10 protein-coding genes are annotated in these 17,506 nt (G+C 49.7%); all 10 read left to right on the forward strand.

Annotated elements, in window-relative coordinates:
* The coding region (locus tag WG8_RS28365; RefSeq protein ID WP_007430343.1) for an efflux RND transporter periplasmic adaptor subunit at positions 1 to 690 on the forward strand (690 nt) is incomplete at its 5' end.
* Positions 691 to 696: 6 nt separating this feature from the next.
* The gene (locus WG8_RS11475) at positions 697 to 1,416 is read left to right on the forward strand and encodes an ABC transporter ATP-binding protein (RefSeq protein WP_007430344.1); all 720 of its coding nucleotides are present in this window, start codon (positions 697 to 699) and stop codon (positions 1,414 to 1,416) included.
* A complete protein-coding gene (locus WG8_RS11480) occupies positions 1,413 to 2,624 on the forward strand; it encodes an ABC transporter permease (RefSeq protein WP_007430345.1) in 1,212 nt (403 codons plus the stop codon). Before WG8_RS11475 ends, WG8_RS11480 begins: the two co-directional genes overlap by 4 nt.
* Positions 2,625 to 2,858: 234 nt before the next feature.
* Entirely contained in the window at positions 2,859 to 3,479 is a 621-nt protein-coding gene (locus WG8_RS11485; protein WP_007430346.1) for a helix-turn-helix transcriptional regulator, read from the forward strand.
* A gap of 13 nt (positions 3,480 to 3,492) precedes the next feature.
* Complete coding sequence (locus tag WG8_RS11490; RefSeq protein WP_007430347.1) at positions 3,493 to 4,296, forward strand: pyruvate, water dikinase regulatory protein; 804 nt, start codon at positions 3,493 to 3,495, stop codon at positions 4,294 to 4,296.
* 212 nt (positions 4,297 to 4,508) lie between these two features.
* Positions 4,509 to 5,486, forward strand: a complete 978-nt coding sequence (gene glpX, locus WG8_RS11495) for a class II fructose-bisphosphatase (RefSeq protein WP_007430348.1) — start codon at positions 4,509 to 4,511, stop codon at positions 5,484 to 5,486.
* An 809-nt stretch (positions 5,487 to 6,295) separates the two neighbouring features.
* The gene (locus WG8_RS11500; RefSeq protein WP_007430349.1) at positions 6,296 to 7,120 is read left to right on the forward strand and encodes a thioesterase II family protein; all 825 of its coding nucleotides are present in this window, start codon (positions 6,296 to 6,298) and stop codon (positions 7,118 to 7,120) included.
* Positions 7,121 to 7,445: 325 nt separating this feature from the next.
* Positions 7,446 to 9,356 (forward strand): ABC transporter ATP-binding protein, encoded by a 1,911-nt coding sequence (locus WG8_RS11505; protein ID WP_007430350.1) that lies wholly within the window; start codon positions 7,446 to 7,448, stop codon positions 9,354 to 9,356.
* The gene (locus WG8_RS11510; protein WP_007430351.1) at positions 9,331 to 11,196 is read left to right on the forward strand and encodes an ABC transporter ATP-binding protein; all 1,866 of its coding nucleotides are present in this window, start codon (positions 9,331 to 9,333) and stop codon (positions 11,194 to 11,196) included. Before WG8_RS11505 ends, WG8_RS11510 begins: the two co-directional genes overlap by 26 nt.
* A 50-nt stretch (positions 11,197 to 11,246) precedes the next feature.
* Positions 11,247 to 17,506, forward strand: a 6,260-nt coding sequence (locus WG8_RS11515; RefSeq protein WP_007430352.1) for a non-ribosomal peptide synthetase, incomplete at its 3' end; no start/stop codon positions are given.

A 17,506-nucleotide genomic window follows, 5' to 3' on the forward strand; every position in this document is an offset into this window, starting at 1 on the left:
CAGGTTCCGGCTGATGCATCCAATATTCAAGCCTCACGGATAGAGGTTCGAAGACTGGCGACTGAGCTGGAGCAGAAAAAAAATGAGCTTAACAAGCTTCAGGTCACAGCACCGTGGGATGGAGTGATCCTAAAGGTGAACGGGGATGTAGGGACCAGTCCGACGGCTCCGTTTATTGTGATGAACAACTCGGATTCCAACAATCTGAAGGTTGTAGTGAAAGTCAGCCAGTCCGACATTGTCAAGGCGAAAAAAGGCCTTTCGGCGGTGTTATCCACCAATGCATATCCGGGTGAAACGTTTCCGGGGAAGGTGCAATTCGTCTCACCGGAAGCATCTACAGATGAAGGGATGACGACGTATCTGATGGAGCTGTCCGTTCATGACCCGAAAGGGAAGCTTAAAACGGGCATGATTATGAATGTGGCTGTTATTTTGGGAGTACATAAAAATGTACTGTTCGTACCTGCGACTGCGCTAAGATCCGAAGGGGGCCAGGATGGGGTCTATCTAGCTGCGAATCCTGCGAATCCGGGAGCGCGGACGTTCAAGCCTGTAGAGCTCGGATTTTATACGCCGGACCAGGTTGAACTGAAATCAGGTGTAAAAGAGGGTGACACGATTGTTATCCCGGCTCCTGAAGCACCGCCGGACCCTTCCAACATGGGCGGCATGCAGGGAGGATTTTAAACAAGTATGAGATACGTCATTCAAATTGAAAATCTGAAAAAGGTGTATCAGGTCGGGGATCAGGAAATTCATGCCCTGCGTGATGTGCAGCTTGACATTGCTGATGGTGATTTTGTTGCCATTATGGGACCTTCTGGATCAGGAAAATCAACGATGATGAATGTTATCGGCTGTCTGGATTTGCCTACATCGGGACAATTTTATTTGGACGGTTATTCGATATTGGATGCCCGTGAGGATGAGCTGGCTATTATACGTAATCAAAAAATCGGATTTGTATTTCAAAAATTTCATTTGCTCCCGCGCGCAACGGCTTTGGAGAATGTGGAGCTGCCTATGATTTATGCGGGTGTTCCTGCCAAGGAGCGGCGCTTGCGGGCGATGGAGGCCCTCACTAGCGTGGGATTAGGCGAGCGGATGAACAACAGGCCGAACGAATTGTCAGGCGGTCAGCAGCAGAGGGTATCCATTGCGCGCGCGCTTGTGAACAATCCGGTTATTCTTTTGGCGGATGAACCAACAGGCGCATTGGACTCCAAAACAAGCGTTGAAATTATGGGGATTTTTCAGCGTCTGAACGATCAGGGGAAAACGGTCGTACTGGTTACTCATGATCAGGAGGTTGCGGAATACGCCAAGCGTCTAATTCATTTTCGTGACGGACGGATTGAAGAGGATCAGCCTGTCGAGAAACGAAGAATGGCGGCAGAGGAAGTGAAAGCATGAAATTTCGGGAAATTATCCGGGTATCACTTAACAGTTTGCGAACCAATATGCTGCGATCCTTGCTAACCATGCTGGGCATTATTATCGGAGTAGCTGCCGTAATCACGATTGTAGCGATTGGAAAAGGCTCTACCGCTACGATTACGTCGCAGATTAACAGTATGGGCAATAATTTGCTTATGATTTACCCTTATGCTCCGTATGATGGTTCGAGCTCCATGTCCTTTAGCCAGACCAAAGGAATCTCGCTTGAGGATGTTGAAGCACTGGAGCAGCAAAAATCAGTGGCCGACGTTGCTCCAAGTGCCATGACCAGTGCGGACATTACGTGGAGCCGCAATAAGGTCAGCGGACAGATTGAAGCAACTTCCCAGGCTTTTGTCCATGTGAAAAAGCTGTCGCTTGCTCAGGGCAGGTCGTTTACCCATTATGAAGTGGATAAACGGTTGAACGTTGTGGTGCTGGGAAGCGACGCGGCCCGAAATATTTTTGGGCCGGATACATCCAAGGCGGTCGGTGAGACGATCATGATCAAACAGCTTCCTTTCAAGGTGGTCGGGGTTCTAACGAATTCTAATTCCAGTATGAATAATAGCTCGCAACAGGTGTATATACCGATCACGACGGGGATGGAACGGCTGGGGAATATGAGCATCCAGCAGGTCAACGCTTCTGCGACAACGGAGGAGAAGATTGATCAGGCGCGTGATGAAATCAAGCAGACATTACGTGCACGGCATGAACTGAAGCCCTCGGAGGGGGATGATTTTCAGATTACGACCCAAACGGAGATTCTTGAAACGGTTTCAGGTGTAGATAAGGTTATGAATATGCTGCTGATTGGTGTGGCCGCGATTGCACTCGGCGTCGGCGGTGTTGGCATTATGAATATTATGCTGGTGTCTGTTACAGAACGGACGAGAGAGATCGGGATTCGCAAGGCGATTGGTGCACAGCGCAGTGATATTATGCTGCAGTTTCTGGCTGAGGCCGTTTTTCTCAGTCTGATGGGTGGATTGGTTGGCGTGATGACGGGTCTTGGGGGCGCAAAGCTGCTCGAGAAATTCGTCCAAATGCCGATTGTGTATTCGATGGAGCCAGTGCTGTACTCTTTTCTGTGCTGTATGGGCGTCGGTGTGTTGTTCGGAGTCTACCCGGCGCGGAAGGCGTCCAAGCTGCGTCCAATAGATGCTTTAAGATACGAATAAGGGAAGCGGATATTACCACCTTGCTCGGAAGAGTATAGTGGAAAGTATCCGCTTTTTAGGGTGGAATAAGTGTTTTAAACGATAAAAAAGCATGAATAACCGCCTTAATTTTATATATGTGATGTTTTATATGCTTTTATAGGTTGATTTATAAATATATATGACGTATTATATTCAATATCAGATGACAAGAAAAAAGGAGGGGCGTTCATCATCGACCTTACGGCAAGACAAGTGGAAATTTTAACTATTGTACAAAAGCATGCCCCGATTACCGGTGATCAAATTGCAGAAATGCTCAACCTCAGCAAGGCGACCATTCGGACCGACCTATCCAAGCTGGGCATTCTAAATTACATAGATGCGAAGCCCAAGGTTGGCTATTTTGTCGGAAAGCGGGGCACGCCGAACCGGGAGGAAAAATTCCGGCTTATGCAAATGAAGGTTGGCGATCTTCACGGGGTTCCGGTCATCGTACGTGAAACAACAACGATTCAGGAAGCTGTGGTGGCACTTTTTTTGGAAAATGTGAGCAATCTGATCGTTACCGATGAAGATGGGGATCTGGCGGGTGTAGCTTCCCGCAAGGATTTGCTCAAGGTTACGTTAGGCAATCCGAATGCGGCGACTATTCCTGTCAGTCTCGTAATGACCCGTCAGGCGAATGTTGTCACCGTTTCCCCGGAGGACACCGTGCTGGAGGCGGCGCGCAAAATTATTGCCCGCCAAATCGACAGCCTGCCTGTCGTCATCCCTTCCGACTCTAACAAACCAGGCGAACACTGGAAAGTCGTGGGACGCATTACGAAGACGAATATTATTAAAATGTTGCTCGATATGGTAGCAGAAGATTAATGGGAGGAATCGAATGGTTCAGGCGAGCAGTCATTTTATAGCGATCTGTTCAGACTCGATTGGTGAGACGGCAGAAGCTGTCGTACAGGCGACCATGCGCCAATTTGAGCTACCGGACACAGAGATCAAAAGATTCATGAATGTAAGGGATGAAGATGAGCTGAGCCGGGTGATGGAGGAGGTCGCCGAGCGGAGAGGTTTTGTGGCTTATACGCTGGTTCAGCCGGAATTGAGAGAGGCGATGAAAGAGGAGGCTGTCCGGCTGAATGTGCGGGCGGTAGATATTATGGGGCCGATGATGCAGGCATTTGCCGACACGTTCCATAATGATCCCAAAGAGAAGCCCGGTCTGCTGCATCGAATGGATGACAACTATTTTCGCCGTGTGGAAGCCTTGGATTTTGCGGTGCAATACGATGATGGTAAAGATGTGAGCGCCATTCTCAAAGCGGATATTGTATTGCTTGGGGTGTCCCGTATTTCCAAAACCCCGTTATCGATGTTTCTGGCACATAAAGGCTATAAGACAGTCAACATTCCGATTGTACCGGAGCTGACACCGCCTGCACAGCTGAAGGATGTACAGCACGGTCGGGTGTTCGGGTTGACGATCCAGCCTGAGCTGCTGTTAAAAATACGCAGTGAGCGGCTTAAGGTTATGGGGCTTCCTAACAATGTGCAGTATGCCACATCGGCGCGGGTGGAGGAAGAGATTGCGTATGCGCAGTCTTTGTTCAAGGAACTGAGTTGTCCGGTCATTGATGTCACGGATAAAGCAATTGAAGAGACAGCAGGTCTGATTATCAGAATGTTGTAGTAGCACAGTAACTTTGTTATATAGAGAAAACATGAACCACAGGATACTGGAGTGTAATATATAAAAGGCAGTAAAACTGCTCTAAAGATAAGGATCGGCCGTAGGATATAGGAGATTATATATAGATAAAAAGATAAAACAGCAGCACAGCTGCTCTAAAAAAATGATTTGGCGTAGGGTAATCATTATATAGGAGAGGTGGAGGGATAGGTATGGAGAGTCAATTGGCATTGGAATTCGTTCGGGTAACAGAGGCGGCAGCGCTGCAATCAGCGCGATGGACAGGACGTGGGGATAAAAATAGCGCAGACGAGGCGGCTACGGTAGCCATCCGCACCCATTTTAATGCGGTATCCATGGACGGTACGGTCGTCATTGGCGAAGGAGAAATGGATGAGGCTCCCATGCTGTATATCGGGGAAAGAGTAGGCAATCGCAGAGGACCGGCTATAGATATCGCTGTTGACCCGCTGGAGGGAACCGAAACGGTGGCGAACGGTTTGAACAACGCTCTTTCGGTCATTGCTGCTGCACCTCGTGGAAGTTTGCTCCATGCTCCAGATATGTACATGCAAAAAATGGCTGTTGGCCCGGCGTTGGCTGGAAAGCTGTCACTGGATGACCCGATCCCGACTACATTGTCAAAAGCCGCACGGATTCTTGGCAAATCCTTGCCCGATCTTACAGTATCCATTTTGGATCGTACACGTCATGCTGGAATCATCAAGCTTCTGCGGGAAAGCGGCGTTCGAATCAAGCTGCTTGGTCATGGAGATGTGATGGGGGCGATTGAAACTTGCCTGGATAGCGGTGTAGATTTGCATATCGGCTCCGGCGGTGCTCCCGAGGGTGTGTTGGCCGCGGCAGCATTGAAGTGCATGGGCGGAGAAATCCAGGGGCGTTTGCTGCCTCATGGTGAAGAAGAGCTTGAGCGTTGCAAACGTATGGGCATTACGGACCCAGGAGCATTGCTGTCCATGGCTGATATGGTTGGACGCCAAGGTGTGATGTTTGTGGCTACTGGTGTGACCCCTGGCGAGTGGTTACAGGGGGTTCGTTCTCTCCCTGGTCACAGAGCGGAAACGCATTCGGTCGTGATGCATTCGGAGACGAAAACGATTCGCTTTGTGCGCAGTATTCACCATACAGCAGACGCTTCCGGTACGCTCGCTGCAGCGGCTTCCTCTTAAGTCTTCACAGCTACATCAAAGACCAAGTCATAATAAGCTTGAAAAAAGCAAGTCTCTTACCATATGGAGACTTGCTTTTTGGTGTTTCCGGTTGTTTGCCCATTGCAGAAGGGACATAACCAAAATATAAATTTGCTATAAATCGGCACTTTTGCAGGTGGATAAAAACGTTTCTATTAAAGTTTGAAAAGAAAATTCATAGCCTGAGGAGTAAAAATTCAATCTGAACTGAAATTTTTAGGCGGAGAGTCAAAAAAAATTTGCATGATAATTAGTTCTATAGAACTACAAAATGCCAGTGTTTATTAGAAAATTAAAGAGTTATTAATTTCGATTGATGCAGGCTGGATTAAATTTAATACCATAAAATAGGGGGATGAAGGAGACTGCGAAAAAAGACGGATTTTGTCGGATGATATCAGGATAAATTTGTTACATTTATGTTAATGGCATGTTAAGGTAAAATCGTTGTAGTACAAGGCTTTCATCTTCTATTGAAAATCATAATAATTTTGATTTTACAAAATTCATGAAAATCTGAAAGCTCGTTTTAAATCAAAATAACAGATTAGAACGGGCAGGGGATTCATGTCAAAAGTGAAATTGTTGTTTTTAAAGACTTGAAACAAATAGCACAATCTGGATTTTGTTTTATTTTTATGAACGCTATCAATTTAGATCTTTTGTCCCATGTCAAGCGGTTTTAAAGTTTGTATATTTAAAAACAGCTAGAAAGTGTTGGAAGAAAAAAAGCGATATAAGGATTTACTGTAAAATCCTGAACTGCATAGAGGATGGAGGAAAATCACATGACGACCCGGTCACAATCTTGGTTTGCGAAAACTGCAGTCCATCCGGCTGAGAAGCTCCAACTATTTTGCTTCCCTTATGCCGGTGGTGGCGCTTCCATATTTAGTTCCTGGAAGTCTAGACTTGCGCCCGACATTACTGTTTTACCTGTACAGCTTCCGGGGCGTGAAAGCCGTTCAACCGAAGCCCCAATGGACACTATTCAGGACATCGTGCACTCGCTGCTTCCTGCTATGGCTCCGTACATACATAAGCCGTTTGCTTTTTTTGGACACAGCATGGGAGCACTGATTGCATTTGAAACAGCACGGCAGTTGTCTAGCCAAACCGGAAGACTGCCTGTCCATATCATCGCATCGGGTAAATCCGCACCACATCTTCCGTATTCCAAAAAACAACTCCATGATTTAGCAGATCAGCCTTTCACCGAAGAGCTTCGTTTGATGCAGGGAACACCCGAAGAAGTCTTGCAAAATGCAGAGTTAATGCAAATTATTATGCCCCGTCTGCGTGCGGATTTTAAGGTGTGCGAAACATATGTTTATCAACCGGGGAATCCATTGGCCTGTCCGATGACCATTTTAGGCGGCATGAAGGATTATGAGGTGACCACTGATTCACTTCATGCCTGGCAGCAGCACACCTCATTGCCCATAGATGTGCGAATGTTCGAAGGCAATCACTTTTTCATTCATGAACAAGAGCAAGAAGTGATAGGCGCAGTCGTGAATATTTTGTCCGCATCCTCAGCCCTGAACCACGCTGCCGCAGCTCATGCATCATACAGCACCAATACCTTACAACCACGATTCAGACAGAGTTAAATAACCCACACATCACGATACACCACGTACACAACATGATTCACATCTATTAACCCACCACCAGGATGCAACTCCCAGCATAATTCAAGAACGATTTCATTCCATGTAAATACTCATACATCCAGAGCCAGAGTCTATCTCACCATGTCCATTGCAACTTAAGAAAAACGTCTGTCGACGTGTTTTCCAAGAAGCCAGACCGCATGTGATCGTAGCTTTTCTTGCGATTATAGAAACGTTTCAGCTCCGCTGAAAACTTATAAATTCTATAATCTAAAAAAAGTTCACACTGCGAAAGTGTGAGCAACGAAAAAGAGGGATGTCCTTGTTTCGATCCAATTCTGCTTTTCGGAGGCTCGCCCGTTATGTAAGACCGTACAATTTATGGGTTTTCATAACGGTAATCGCCTCCTTATCCCTGGCAGCCATAGACATTATTTTGGGTAAGGCCATCGAGCAAATGGCACAGGGGACCTTCTCCTCCACCCGGAACATGATTTATCTGGTTGTTGGTATGACACTCATTGGAATGCCCTGTAAGTTTGTGATGAGGTACGCTTCGGCTCGATTTAGCGTTAGTGCGCTGCGCGACCTGAGAGGCGACCTCGTACATAAGTTTTGCGATTTACCGGTTTCCAGCGTAGAGAGGAAGTTCACCGGAGATTTGGTCTCCCGCCTCACGAACAATACGGCGATGTTACAGAACTTTTTTATCCAGCAGTTTGCCAATCTGTTTTATTTGCCGCTTGTGTTTACAGCATCATTAACACTGCTCTTGATGACAAGCTGGAAGCTGGTTTTGGCAAGCCTCGCGCTCATGCCTGTAGGGATGCTCATAACATCATTGATGAGCAGGCCGATTGAAAAATATTCAGAGCAGCTTCAGGAGAAAATGGCTCATTTGAATGCGGTCGGGCAGGATGCGATTGGTGGAATTCCTATCGTCAAGGCATTCAATATGCAGGCTGTGCTGTTGAAGAAGTATATGGTGATTTCGGAGGAGGTCGTCAAGCGCGGCCTGGGGCTGGAAAAACGCTATGCATCCATTACTCCGGTAGGTGTGATGATGCTGGCAACACCGATTATTCTGGTCATTGTGTACGGAGGATACCTGATTCAACATGGAGAGCTGAATGCTGGAGGCATTGTCCTGTTTTTATATCTGATTTCGTTCATATTGCAGCCCGTTGCCATGCTGCCAACGATCATTTCGCAGATGAAGGAAGCGGGGGGAGCGGCCAAGCATTTGTTTGAGGTACTGGATTGGCCAGATGAACGTCAAGGCGGCGAAATCACCTCAGCCGGTCAGGATCGTGGAGATAAGGTCCTTCGTTTGGAAGACGATGCAGATAGGGAAGCCTGCCAAGCTAGTCAAATCAGTGAAAGCGAGGCAGACGGAGGAGAAAGCGACGATGACGCTGCTGTGGTCGTGGTCAGCTTTGAGCATTTGACCTTTGGCTACAACGAGGGGAACACGGTGCTCAAGGATATCAGTTTCCAGGTGCGACAAGGGGAAACGGTAGCGATTGTCGGTGCCAGTGGTGGCGGCAAAAGTACAATTTTTAAGCTGCTTTGTGGATTTAATGAACCGGGAGAGCAGGCTGGAGCCGTTCAGCTATTTGGAAATAGTTTGACAGATTGGAATTTAACAAGCCTGCGCCGCCATATTTCGATGGTGTCTCAGGAGCCGTCGCTTTTTCCGGCCACCATCGCAGAAAATATCGGATATGGACGTCTGGAGGCGACCTGGGAAGAAATTGTCGAGGCGGCGAAAGCGGCACATGCGCATGATTTTATTGTTCAGCTTCCCGAAGGCTATGAAACCCTTTTGAGCGAGCGGGGAGGCGGACTGTCCGGCGGACAAAAGCAGCGTATTTCCATAGCAAGAGCATTGCTGAAAAATGCTCCGCTGCTTCTGCTGGATGAGCCGACTTCAGCGCTCGACAGCCAGTCGGAGGCTCAGGTGCAGATCGCGATGAATGCGGCCATGCACAACCGGACGGTGCTGGTCATTGCTCATCGGCTGTCAACCGTGCGTCAGGCAAACCGGATTATTGTACTTGATCAGGGGAGCATTGTGGAATCGGGCACCCATGAGGAATTACTGGGCCGCGACGGTGAGTACCGAAAGCTGTATTTGCAAAATTTCGAAGAAGAACAGCATACGGCGGAAAACGGCCATTCGATGCCGGAGGAAAGGAGCGAGAAGCGTGACCTTCAAGCAGGGGTTTTATGAGTTTAGGCAGCTGATGTCCCTGATGAAGCCGCACCGGAAACGGTATTTTACCGGGCTGATTGGCAATAGCCTGACCAATGCGAGCATCACGATTTTACTTTCCTTTGTGGTGCATTATTTGCTGAATTTTGCGGTTAATGGCGATGTGCAGGAGCTTTACCGGGCGATTTATTTGGTCAGCGGTACATTTTTGGCATTAAGTATTATTTCCCCGCTGTGCAGCTACATGTACAAGCGATGTGTGAAGCTGGCGATTGCCAATGTACGAGTGAGACTATTCGGGCATATCGTCAAGCTATCGTATGAAAAGGCCGAAAAACGCCATTCGGGTGATCTTGTATCCCGCATGACCAACGATGTACAGACGTTGGAGCAGGCTTACACCGTTCATATTCGCTCGATTATACTGCAAATTTCGCTCTTTTTTGGCTCGCTGATCATCATGATGGCACTGGATTGGCGATTTGGGGTTATGGCGGTTTTACTGGGGCTGGCCTCAGCCTGGGTCAATTCTCATTTCGCAAAAAAGATGCGACAGACGAGTGATGAGTTACAGGGACGGATGAGCAGGTTCACGGAACGGTTGAGCGATTTGCTTTCCGGTTTGCAGACGGTGAAGCTGTTCGGCTTGCGGACAAAGGTAGGTGGACTTTGTAACGATACAAGCGAGGACATCAACCGCATCAGTATCCGGCAGGGACGTCATATGGGCTTGCAGGATATGTGCAATTTTCTAATTGAATTCATTACGCTGGGCGGTGTGCTTGTCGCCGGATTGATTTTGGTTTCGCAGAAGCAAATGGAGCTGGGAGTACTGGGACAGATTGTACAGCTGCAAAGCGGCATTTCCACGGTGTTTTTGGAGCTGGGGGCGGCTGTATCACTGCTGCAAAACTCCTTGGCGGGCTTGGTGCGAATCCGCGAAATTCTGGATGAGTCGCAGGAGCAGGAGCACTTCCCAGTAGCACAACAGAAGGGGGTGCGGGCTGGGTTTATCGACCCGGAGGCGGCAGTTTTTTCAGCCAGTGATACGAAGGGATCTTACAGTGATGGCGAAACCGTAAGCCCAGGCCACGCCTTTGAACAAGTTCCAGCCGCGCTGGAGCTGCACGACATCACCTTCGGCTATCAGCCGGACCGTCCAACACTGCGAAGGCTGAGCCTGATCGTGCCGGAAGGGCAGGTAACCGCGCTTGTCGGCCCGAGTGGTGGTGGCAAAAGCACAGTTATGAAGCTGTTGCTGGGCTTTTATCCACCGGATGAGGGTATACTGCGGGTCCGTGGTCGTTCGGCAGGTGAGCTTCGGTTGGACGAGGTCAGGGATTTGATGGCCTATGTCCCGCAGGAGGCTACGCTATTCCACGGCACAGTAGCGGATAATATCCGCTTTGGCTCACCGGATGCCACGGATGAGGAGGTAGAGGCTGCGGCCAAAACGGCCTATGCCAGCGGCTTTATAGCCGATCTACCGGAGGGTTACGACACCATAGTCGGTGAACGCGGAGCCAACTTGTCGGGCGGTCAAAGGCAGCGGATCGCGATTGCCCGCGCATTGCTCAAAAATGCACCGATTCTGCTGCTGGATGAAGCGACTTCGGCGCTGGACGCAGAATCGGAACACGAAGTCCAGCAGGGCTTAAATGAGCTGATGAAGGATCGCACGACATTAGTTATTGCCCATCGCTTGTCTACGATTGAGCGGGCGGATACCATCTGTGTCCTTGCCGAGGGTGAGCTGAAAGAGCAGGGCACCCATGACCAGCTCCTTGCCCAGAGCGGCCATTATACGGAGCTGTATGAGCTCCAGTTTCGAAAGCATCCTGAGGAACAAACCGCATAAATATGCGAAGTTCCTTTTTAACAATAACTATTTTGCGAGGAGAGAGACGTATGACTCAGCATGATGTTCAATTGATTTCATTAAGCCAGCCACAGCAGCGTATTTGGTATACGGAGCTTTTGTACCCCAATCGCAACACGTCCACGATTATTGCAACGGTTAAAATCAAGGGAACGGTTCGTATAGATGCATTGCAGCAGGCGATGAACGAGGTGATTGCGCAAAATGATTCTTTTCGTATCAAAATCACTGCTCAGGATGGCATTCCATATCAATATGTAGAGCCATTTGCCGCTCAAAACATAGAAACGCTCCAGGTTACCCCGGAGGAAGCTGATCAATGGGTAAACCGCAACAATCCACAGCCGTTCTCATTGCTGGATTCGCAGCTTTACCGGTTTGTTATTTTACAGCTGGGGGCAGAGGAAACCTGGTTTAATTTCAAAATGCACCATATTATTTCAGATGGTGTATCCATGAATCAGGCCATTAATGAAATTACCGCGCATTACATGGATATTGTGCATGGCAGTGGTCAAGATAGGGCGACTAAAGCGAATCCATATCTGGATTTTATTCAGGTGGAGCAAAGCTATGAGCAATCTGACCGTTATGAAAAGGACAAGACGTACTGGACGGAGAAGTTTGCCGATTTGCCGGAGACCACCGGTTTAAAATCATACAATCCGCTAACACTGAGCACGGCTGCACGCCGGGAAAGCTATATACTGGAGCATGAATTGTATCGTGGTGTTGCGGCTTTTTGTGAGGAGCATAAAATCAGTATTTTTACGTTCTTCCTGGCCGCCCTGTATATATATTTGCATAAAGTGACGGGGGAACAGGATTTAACAGTAGGTACACTGTACGCTAACCGTACGTCGAAAAAGGAAAAGGATACGATTGGCATGTTCGTCAGCACCGTGGCTACGCGTCTGCTGGTTGAGCCGGAATCCGAGCTGTTGACCTTCCTGCAAGGTGTGGGCAAGGAACAGTCGTCCATTTTGCGGCATCAACGTTATCCGTACAACAAAATTATTCAGGATTTGCGTGAACAGCAAAACAGTCTGGATATTCAGCGCCTGTTTGGCGTTTCCATTCAGTACCGTACGCTGAGCTTCTCCCGTTTTGATGAAGCCATTCAGCAGGTGAACAACGATTTCTGCGGAGATACGGTGAACGACTTCGATATTCACATGGTGGAAATGCTGGATGACGACAGACTTGTCCTGTACCTGGATTATCGTACAGAGCTGTTCAGTGAGCAGGAAATTGCCCGAATCATCCGACAATTCTTGAGTGTGGCGGAGCATATGGTGAAAGGGCCACAGAAGCGGATTCAGGAGTTGTCGCTGATTAGTGAAGAAGAGCGAGCGCAAATTGTAGATGTGTTCAATGCTACAGCGGTAGAATATCCACACGATGCAGGGATTCATGAGCTGTTCGAGCAACAGGCAGAGCGTACACCGGATCAGACGGCGGTTGTGTATGGAAACAGTCGTTTAACCTATGGACAGCTGAATGAACAGGCCAACCGACTGGCTCATACGCTGCGCGGTTACGGTGTTACTGTTGAACGGACGGTGGGTATCGTCGCTGAGCGTTCTACAGATATGATCGTCGGCATGCTGGCGATCCTCAAGGCGGGCGGCGCATATGTGCCGATTGATCCGGATTATCCGGCAGAACGTGTACGCTACCTGCTGCAGGATTCAGGCGCGAAGTTGCTGCTGGTGCAGCGCGCGGAGCAGCAACCCGATGACTACAGCGGAATTGTGCTGGATCTGAGCGATGCTACTGTCTATGGAGCAGAGGATGATCAAGGCTTAAATACCGTACAATCGGAGCAAAACGAGGCTTATCATGCGGATTATACCCATTATACAAATCCGAAAAATGAGATTCCACAAACAGGTACATTCGGGGATCGACTCGCCTATTTGATGTACACTTCGGGAACGACTGGGCAACCCAAAGGGGTTATGGTGGAGCACCGCAATGTCGTACGTTTGGTGAAAAATACAAACTATGCGCAATTGGATGCCGACACGCGCATTTTGCAGACCGGTGCCGTTGTCTTTGACGCGTCCACCTTCGAAATCTGGGGTGCGCTATTGAACGGTGGACAGCTGGTGCTGGTGAGCCAGGATGTCATTTTGGACGCACTCAAACTCAAGGAAGCTGTTCGCAGCCATGGCATTACCACGATGTGGCTGACCGCACCGCTCTTTAACCAGCTGTCCCAGCAGGACCTGGAGCTTTTCGAGGGGATACGGGAGCTGCTGGTCGGCGGGGATGTGCTGTCCGTCCCGCACATTAACCGGGTGCTGGAGGCTTATTCGTCCCTGCGGATTATCAACGGCTACGGCCCGACGGAAAATACGACCTTTTCCACCACGCATGCGATTACTGGCGTGCAATCCGAATCCGTGCCGATTGGCAGCCCGATCCATAACTCGACGGCGTATGTCGTGGACCGTTCGATGCAGCTTCAACCTGTCGGGGCATGGGGAGAGCTGATCGTCGGCGGCGACGGGGTGGCACGTGGATACCGCAACCGCCCGGACCTGACGACCGAAAAGTTCATCGACAGTCCGTTCCGCAGCGGAGAACGCTGCTATCGCACAGGCGATCTGGTGCGCTGGAATGCAGACGGGACGCTGGAATACAAGGGGCGGATTGACGCCCAGGTGAAAATCCGGGGCTACCGGATCGAGCTGGGCGAGGTGGAAGCACAGCTATTGAAGCTGGAGGCGGTGCGAGAAGCCGTCGTGATTGCACGTGAGGACGAGCAGGGGCAAAAGCAGCTCTGCGCCTATGTGGTGACCCATACGGATGTAGCGGCAAATGAGCTGCGCAGCGCGTTGAGTCAGGAGCTGCCGGGCTACATGGTGCCGTCGTATTTTGTGCAGCTGGAGCAATTGCCGCTGACGCCTAACGGCAAGGTGGATCGCCGGGCGTTGCCGCAGCCGGAGGGAAGTGTGGATTCCGGCGAGGACTATGTAGCAGCCCGAAACGATGTGGAGCGGACGCTGGTATCGGTATGGCAATCCGTACTGGGTATCGATCACATCGGTGTACTAGATAACTTCTTCCATCTGGGTGGCGACTCGATCAAGGCCATTCAGGTGTCTTCAAGATTGCTGCAAAACGGCTATAAGCTGGAAATGAGGGAGCTGTTCCAATATCCGACGATTGCCGAGCTAAATGGCCGAGTGCAGAAGGTGAACCGTGTCTCGGATCAAGGGGAAGTCACTGGAGCGGTAGCGTTAACGCCGATTCAGCATTGGTTTATAGAGCAGCAGCCATCCAAGCCAGAGCACTATAATCAGGCGTTGATGCTGTATCGTGAGGATCGTATGGACGAAACGGCGCTTCGTCAGGCACTGCAACGCATTGTCGAGCATCATGACGCTTTGCGTATCGTATTCCATCAAAATGCAGACGGCGGGTATGAAGCCTGGAACCGTGGTGTGCAAGAAGGTGATCTTTTCAGCCTCGAAGTGGTCGATTTTACGAATGAGCCTGATTTTGCTCATGCGCTGGAAGCAAAAGCCAGCGAAATTCAAGGCAGCATCTGCCTGGATAAAGGCCCTTTGGTGAAGGCGGGCCTGTTCCGCTGCGCTGATGGGGATCATTTGCTGATAGCAATCCACCATTTTGTGGTCGATGGTGTATCTTGGCGCATTTTGCTGGAGGATTTGGCAACTGGCTATGAGCAGGCTTTACGGGGCGAGTCTGTCCGTTTACCTCATAAGACGGATTCCTTCCGTCTGTGGGCTGATCAGCTGTCAGCTTATGCGAACAGCACAGCATTGGAGAAGGAGCGTGCGTACTGGCAACGACTGGAGCAAGCTGGGACTGCTCAAGCAGCCTTGCCCAAGGATTACACTCGCAAATCCGAGATCAAGCCTCAGCTGCGCGATGACCGTACACTTACGGTAGCGTGGACGGCCCTGGAAACAGAGCAATTTTTGAAGCAGGCACACCGTGCCTACAATACGGAAGCGAACGATCTGCTGCTGACGGCTCTGGGAACTGCCGTTCACGAGTGGGCTGGCATCAGCCACGTGCTTGTGAATCTGGAGGGTCACGGGCGGGAAGCCATTTTGCCGGATGTGGATATTACACGTACCGTCGGTTGGTTTACCAGCCAATTCCCAGTTGTGCTGGATATGGGCGAGGACCGGAATGTGGGACGGCGTGTCAAGAACGTCAAGGAAGGGCTGCGCCGTTTGCCGCATAAAGGGATTGGATACGGGATCTTGAGATATCTTGCTGGTGGGGAAGGGAAAGCCCCTTTTATAGCCGAGCCGGAAATCAGCTTTAACTATCTCGGACAATTCGATCAGGATTTGAAAAATAATGCATTCCGCATGTCTCCTTATTCCATCGGGGCTTCCATTAGTGATACGTTGACCAAGCGATACGCCCTGGATATCAACGGCATGATCACGGACGGTGCGCTGGAACTGACGATTAGCTACAGCAGCAAGACGTTCATGAAAAAATCAATCAAAAGACTGGCTGATCTGCTGCAGGAAAGCTTACGTCAGGTATTGGCCCATTGTGTGGAAAAGGAGCTGCCGGAGCTGACACCAAGCGATCTGTCCTTCCAGGAACTGACGGCTGGAGAACTGGAGCACATTGTAGAGCAAACCGCTGCTGCAGGAGAGCTGGAAAACATTTATTCGTTAACACCCATGCAAAAAGGCATCCTGTTCCACGGCTTGATGGAGCCGCAATCGGGAGCGTATTTTGAGCAGGCGACCTTTGATCTGCAAGGCAGCTTCCAGGTGGATGCTTTTGCCGAAAGTCTGAATCTGTTGGTGGACCGCCACCAAATTTTCAGAACGAACTTTTATAGCGGATGGAATGAGCAGCCCTTACAGGTGGTGTACCGTCATAAGGCTGCCGGATTCCGGTTTGAAGATGTGCGTTCCATGGAGCCAGCGGAGCTGGACGCGTACATTGCCGATTTTGCCGAGCGCGACAAAGCAGAGGGGTTTGATTTTAGCACAGGCGAGCTGATGAGAGTATCTGTATTACGTACGAGCGAGGAAACATATCGTTTTGTGTGGAGCTTCCACCATATTTTGATGGACGGCTGGTGCTTGTTCCTGGTTGTCGGGGAAGCATTTAATACGTATTTTGCCCTGCTCGAAGGCCGCAAACCGGAGCTTGCCCCGGTAACACCATACAGCAAATATATTGAATGGCTGGAACGGCAGGACAACGCAGAGGCTGAACGGTTCTGGAGTGACTATTTTGCTGGCTTTGAACAACAGACGGTGCTGCCGCAAGCGAAGCCGCTGGACAGTCATGCCAAGGGATATGAGGCGGACAAGCTTTCGTTTACACTGAGCCGTGAAATGACGGAACAGATGAATAGGCTGGTCAAACAGCAGCAGGTGACGGTAAATACGCTGCTGCAAGCGGCGTGGGGCGTGGTGCTGCAACGGTATAACCATAGCCGGGACGTTGTATTTGGCAGTGTCGTATCGGGTAGATCAGCGGATATTCCAGGCATCGATAAAATGATTGGTTTGTTTATTAATACTGTTCCTGTTCGGATTCATAGCAGCAAAGATGTTACGTTCGCCCAGTTGATGAAGCAGACACAGGAGCAGGCGCTTGCTTCCCGTGCCTATGAAACCTATCCGTTGTATGAAATTCAGGCCCTGACTGAGCAGAAGCAGGATTTGGTGAACCATATTATGGTGTTTGAGAACTATCCGGTGGAACAGCGTATGGAGCAAATGGGCAGCCATGCCACGAACGGCTTTACCATTGGCAACGCCTCCATGTCAGAGCAAACAAACTATGATTTCAACATTACAGTTGTGCCGGGCGATGAAATCAGTGTTCATTTGGAATATAACGCGCTGGCGTTTGAACGCGAGGCTATAGAGCAAATCCGTGAGCATTTGCTGCACATTATAGAGGAAGCAATCAATAGACCGGATGCGCTGGTCGATGAGCTTGAGCTGGTGACTGCTGAAGAAAAAGTGAAGATCATCGATGGTTTTGGTTCCGTTGGCGTGTCTGCGTGGAGTGATGTGAAGGAAGCAGAATTGTTATTCCATACCTTTGTAGAAGAACAGGCGCAGCTTGTACCGGATCATGTGGCAGTGGTGTACGAGCAGCAGCAGCTAACGTACCGTGAACTGAACGAGCGTGCGAACCAATTGGCCCGCAGATTGCGGAATGAAGGCATTGGACGCGAGTCGATTGTCGGCATTTTGAGTGAGCGTTCGGTAGACATGCTGGTCGGCGTACTGGCGGTATGGAAGGCCGGAGGCGCGTATGT

The sequence above is a fragment of the Paenibacillus sp. Aloe-11 genome, assembly GCF_000245715.1.
Taxonomy (GTDB): domain Bacteria; phylum Bacillota; class Bacilli; order Paenibacillales; family Paenibacillaceae; genus Paenibacillus; species Paenibacillus kribbensis.